The organism is Fibrobacter sp. HC4 (assembly GCF_023373925.1).
Taxonomy (GTDB): Bacteria; Fibrobacterota; Fibrobacteria; order Fibrobacterales; family Fibrobacteraceae; genus Fibrobacter.
Genome location: NZ_JALCZV010000044.1, coordinates 1 through 5,248 on the forward strand (window position 1 = coordinate 1; position 5,248 = coordinate 5,248).

Below are 5,248 nucleotides of genomic sequence, written 5' to 3' on the forward strand. Positions count from 1 at the left end.
CGTCGACGCCCCGGCGCGACGGCGATGGACATAAACAAGAAAGGGCCCCCCGAGGTTTTCCTCGGGGGGCCCGTGAATCCAGCGGCGACCTACTCTCCCGGACCCGTAGGCCAGGTACCATCGGCGATAGGAGGCTTGACTTCCGTGTTCGGAATGGGAACGGGTATGACCCTCCCTCGATAACCGCTGAAACAATCTCTCCGGCAGTAACCTGCAACCAGCGACTCTACTGAGTGGCTGAAGTAAAGGTGATGAATCCTAGCTGCTCACGCGACGCGTGTCGAACGTCATCGTTGAAAGAAAGGAAAAGCTCTCACGGGCTATTAGTACGACTCGGCTCAACGTGTCGCCACGCTTACACCTGTCGCCTATCGACGTCGTAGTCTCCGACGGCCCTTCAGGGGGTTGCCCCCGCGAGACCTGATCTTGGGAACGGCTTCACGCTTAGATGCCTTCAGCGTTTCTCCGATCCGTACACGGCTACCCGGCAATGCCGCTGGCGCGACAGCCGGTACACCGGAGGTACGTCCGACCCGGTCCTCTCGTACTAAGGTCAGCTTCCCTCAAGTCTCGTACGCCCACACCGGATAGGGACCGAACTGTCTCACGACGTTCTGAACCCAGCTCGCGTGCCGCTTTAATTGGCGAACAGCCAAACCCTTGGGACCTTCTCCAGCCCCAGGATGCGACGAGCCGACATCGAGGTGCCAAACCTCCCCGTCGCTATGAACGCTTGGGGGAGATCAGCCTGTTATCCCCAGAGTACCTTTTATCCATTGAGCAACGGCCGTTCCACGCTGTACCGCGGGATCACTAAGCCCTACTTTCGTACCTGCTCGACGTGTCCGTCTCGCAGTCAAGCTCCCTTATGCCTTTATGCTCTGCGCGCGATTGCCGACCGCGCTGAGGGAACCATTGGATGCCTCCGTTACCTTTTAGGAGGCGACCGCCCCAGTCAAACTGACCATCAGACACGGTCCCTGTCCCGGATGACGGGACGAGGTTAGATCTCAAAACGGGCAAGGGTGGTATTTCAAGGATGGCTCCACGACGACTGGCGTCGCCGCTTCAAAGCCTCCCACCTATCCTACACATGCCAGTCCTAAAACCAATGTCAAAATACAGTGAAGGTTCATGGGGTCTTTCCGTCCAGGTGCGGGTTGCCGGCATCTTCACCGGCACTGCAATTTCGCCGAGTCCCGGGAGGAGACAGTGCAGAAGTCGTTACACGATTCGTGCAGGTCGGAACTTACCCGACAAGGAATTTCGCTACCTTAGGACCGTTATAGTTACGGCCGCCGTTTACCGGGGCTTCGATTCAGCGCTTCGCGTGAGCTGACGCCTCCTGTTAACCTTCCGGCACCGGGCACGTGTCAGACCATATACATCCACTTGCGTGTTAGCATGGCCCTGTGTTTTTGGTAAACAGTCGCTTCTGCCGTTTCCCTGCGACCTCCTGCAGCCCTGGACTGTCCATCCTCACCGCTGGAGGCTCCCCTTATCCCGAAGTTACGGGGTTAATTTGCCGAGTTCCTTCTCCCGAGTTGTCTCGAGCACCTTAGGCTATTCGCCTCGTCCACCTGTGTCGGTTTACGGTACGGGCCACATCAATACTCCCTTAGGGGGTTTTCCTGGCACGGGCCCACGAGACTCAGCTTCCGGCCGAAGCCTTCCACCGGTCCGGCGCCTGGGGCATGTACCGGGGGGATTTGCCGCCCCGGAGCCTTGCACGCCATCCGCGACATCCATCAGTCGCTACTCGCTGTCCCATGCGTCGCCCCGTCGGTCAAACGCAGTGATGTGGGTGCGGGAATGTTCGCCCGCTTGTCATCGGCTACGCCTCTCGGCCTCGTCTTAGATCCCGACTGACCCCGGGAGGATTATCCTTGCCCGGGAACCCTTGGACTTACGGTGTGCGGGTTTTTCACCCGCATTTTCGCATACTCATGCCAGCATTCTCGTTTCCGATACCTCCAGCGCGCATCGCCACGCGCCTTCCCAGGCCTACGGAACGCTCTCCTACCACTCATTGCTGAGTCCATGACTTCGGTGATGTGCTTAGTCCCGATCATTTTCGGCGCGGGGTCGCTTGACCAGTGAGCTATTACGCTTTCTTTAAAGGGTAGCTGCTTCTAAGCTAACCTCCTGGCTGTCTGTGCAACCCCACATCCTTTACCACTTAGCACATACTTGGGGACGCTTAGTCGATGGTCCGGGTTGTTTCCCTTTCGTCCGCTGATCTTATCACCCGCGGGCTGTCTGCCATGCATCACGTTCACGGTATTCGGAGTTTGATAGGGTTTGGTAAGCGGGTGTGCCCCCTAGTCCTTCCAGTGCTCTACCCCCGTGAAGCTAACATGACGCCATACCTAAATATGTTTCGGAGAGAACAAGCTATCGCCCAGTTTGATTGGTCTTTCGCTCCTACCCACAGCTCATCCGGACACGTTTCAATGTATATCGGTTGGGCCCTCCACGAGGTGTTACCCCCGCTTCAGCCTGGCCATGGGTAGATCACTAAGGCTTCGTGTCTGCCGTGTACGACTGGTCGCCCAGTTGAGACTCGCTTTCGCTTCGGCTCCGGGCCTGAGGCCCTTAACCTCGCCGTACACGAGCAACTCGCTGGCTCATTAAACAAAAGGCACGCCGTCAGGAGGATGAATCCTCCCTCCGACAGAATGTATGCACGCGGTTTCAGGCGCTCTTTCACTCCCCTCTCGGGGTGCTTTTCACCTTTCCCTCACGGTACTGTGCACTATCGGTCATCCGCTCGTATTTAGCCTTGGAGGGTGGTCCCCCCGTCTTCAGGCAGGATTTCACGTGTCCCGCCCTACTCTTCGACGTACGCTCCATTGAACTAGACTACAGGCCTGTCACCTGCTCTGGGGGGGCTTTCCATCCCGCTTCGCCTTGTCGCCTGAATGCGCGAACCGTCTGGGCTCCTCCCCTTTCGCTCACCACTACTGAGGGAATCTCGGTTGATTTCTTTTCCTCCGGGTACTTAGATGTTTCAGTTCCCCGGGTTTGCCTCCTCGGACCTATGTATTCAGTCCGTGGATACGCTTGCGCGTGGGTTTCCCCATTCGGATCCCCCGCAGTCAAAGGCCCTTTGCGCCTCGTGCGGGACTTTCGGGGCTTGGCCCGTCCTTCGTCGCCGGCAGATGCCTAGGCATCCCCCGCGTGCATTCCTTCGCTTAATTCCTGTTTCCAACGATAAAGCTCGATCTGTCGCTCGCATGAGCAGCTCGAATCCACCTTTTTCTCAGTGCTTCAAGTCACTCTGTATGCTTGATTGCTTTTCTTGGTTACATGCCGTAATTTTCAATCTGCAGGTCGGCGCGGTGGCCTTCCCATTTCCTGCGCCCGGAAGCGCTACTGGAGCTAAGGAGACTCGAACTCCTAACATCCAGCTTGCAAAGCTGGCGCTCTACCAGTTGAGCTATAACCCCTTAAGCTATGGGCCTGAATGGACTTGAACCATTGACCCCCGCCTTATCAGAGCGGTGCTCTAACCAGCTGAGCTACAGACCCGGGCTCTAAAAGAATCGGAGATGTGCTTTCGTGGCGACTTCTAGTCTGAACGTCTTTCGATTACAGGTGGTTGGAAACCAGTTCCAAATTTTACTCCTTAAAGGAGGTAATCCAGCCGCACCTTCCGGTACGGCTACCTTGTTACGACTTAGCCCCAGTCAGAGGTCTTGCTTTAGGCGCTGGCTCCCTTGCGGGTTGGCATCGCGACTTAGAGCACTCCCTCCTCCCATGGCTTGACGGGCGGTGTGTACAAGGCCCGGGAACGTATTCACCGTGGTGTGCTGACCCACGATTACTAGCGATTCCAGCTTCACGGAGTCGAGTTGCAGACTCCGATCCGAACTGAGGCCGGCTTTGAGGATTGGCGCCCTGTCACCAGGTAGCGACCCATTGTACCGACCATTGTAGCACGTGTGTAGCCCAGGATGTAAGGGCCATGAGGACTTGACGTCATCCACACCTTCCTCCGGGTTGTCCCCGGCAGTCTCTCCAGAGGGCCCCCTTGCGGGTGGCAACTGGAAACGTGGGTTGCGCTCGTTGCGGGACTTAACCCAACATCTCACGACACGAGCTGACGACAGCCATGCAGCACCTGTGCGGAACGTTGTATTGCTACAAAACGGCGATCTCTCGCCGCGGCGTTCCCATGTCAAACCCTGGTAAGGTTCTGCGCGTTGCTTCGAATTAAACCACATGCTCCACCGCTTGTGCGGGCCCCCGTCAATTCCTTTGAGTTTCATACTTGCGTACGTACTCCCCAGGCGGCATACTTAACGCGTTGGCTTCGGTACCCGGGGCGAGCCCCGGACACCCAGTATGCATTGTTTACGGTGCGGACTACCAGGGTATCTAATCCTGTTTGCTACCCGCACTTTCGAGCATGAGCGTCGATAAGTCCCCAGCAAGCTGCCTTCGCCATCGGTGTTCTTCCTGATCTCTACGCATTCCACCGCTACACCAGGAATTCCGCTTGCCCCTGAACTATCCAAGAGAAACAGTCCAGTCTGCAGGTCCGGGGTTGGGCCCCGGTATTGTACAGACTGCTTGCATCTCCGCCTGCGCTCCCTTTACGCCCAGTGATTCCGAACAACGCTTGCACCCCTCGTATTACCGCGGCTGCTGGCACGAAGTTTGCCGGTGCTTCCTTTCGAGGTACATTCAACTTAACCGAAATTAAGCATTATTCCCTCACGACAGTGGTTTACACACCGAAATGCTTCTTCCCACACGTGGCGTTGCTGCATCAGGGTTTCCCCCATTGTGCAATATTCCCTACTGCTGCCTCCCGTAGGAGTCTGGGCCGTATCTCAGTCCCAATGTGGCCGATCACCCTCTCAGGCCGGCTACCGATCGTCGCCTTGGTGGGCCGTTGCCCCGCCAACTAGCTAATCGGACGCAAGCTCATCCCACACCGATAAATCTCTAGTCAACAGTCCATGTGGACTGCCACTCTCCTGGGCATTAACCGCGCGTTGGCACGGGTATTCCCTGATATGGGGCAGATTGCTTACGCGTTACTCACCCGTTCGCCGCTAGGACCGAAGTCCCCGCTCGACTTGCATGTATAAGACACGCCACCAGCGTTCGTTCTGAGCCAGGATCAAACTCTTCATTAATTTTTTAAAGTCTTGGTCCCGTAATCACGTTCGTATTCGACTAATTCCAAGAAATTTCTTGGGCCGTCACTAAGCACATCTCCGATTCCTTCAATCTTCTC

2 tRNA genes and 3 rRNA genes are annotated in these 5,248 nt (G+C 56.7%); all 5 read right to left on the reverse strand.

Annotated elements, in window-relative coordinates:
- Positions 1–76 precede the first annotated feature (76 nt).
- A 5S ribosomal RNA gene (gene rrf / locus MMG03_RS15695) occupies positions 77–191 on the reverse strand.
- 110 nt (positions 192–301) lie between these two features.
- Positions 302–3,202 (reverse strand): 23S ribosomal RNA (locus MMG03_RS15700).
- Between the two features lie 174 nt (positions 3,203–3,376).
- Positions 3,377–3,449 (reverse strand) — tRNA-Ala (locus MMG03_RS15705).
- A gap of 8 nt (positions 3,450–3,457) precedes the next feature.
- A tRNA-Ile gene (locus tag MMG03_RS15710) sits at positions 3,458–3,531 on the reverse strand.
- A gap of 99 nt (positions 3,532–3,630) precedes the next feature.
- Positions 3,631–5,147, reverse strand: a 16S ribosomal RNA gene (locus MMG03_RS15715).
- Together the 16S, 23S and 5S rRNA genes with 2 tRNA genes alongside form the textbook arrangement of a ribosomal RNA operon.
- Positions 5,148–5,248 lie beyond the last annotated feature (101 nt).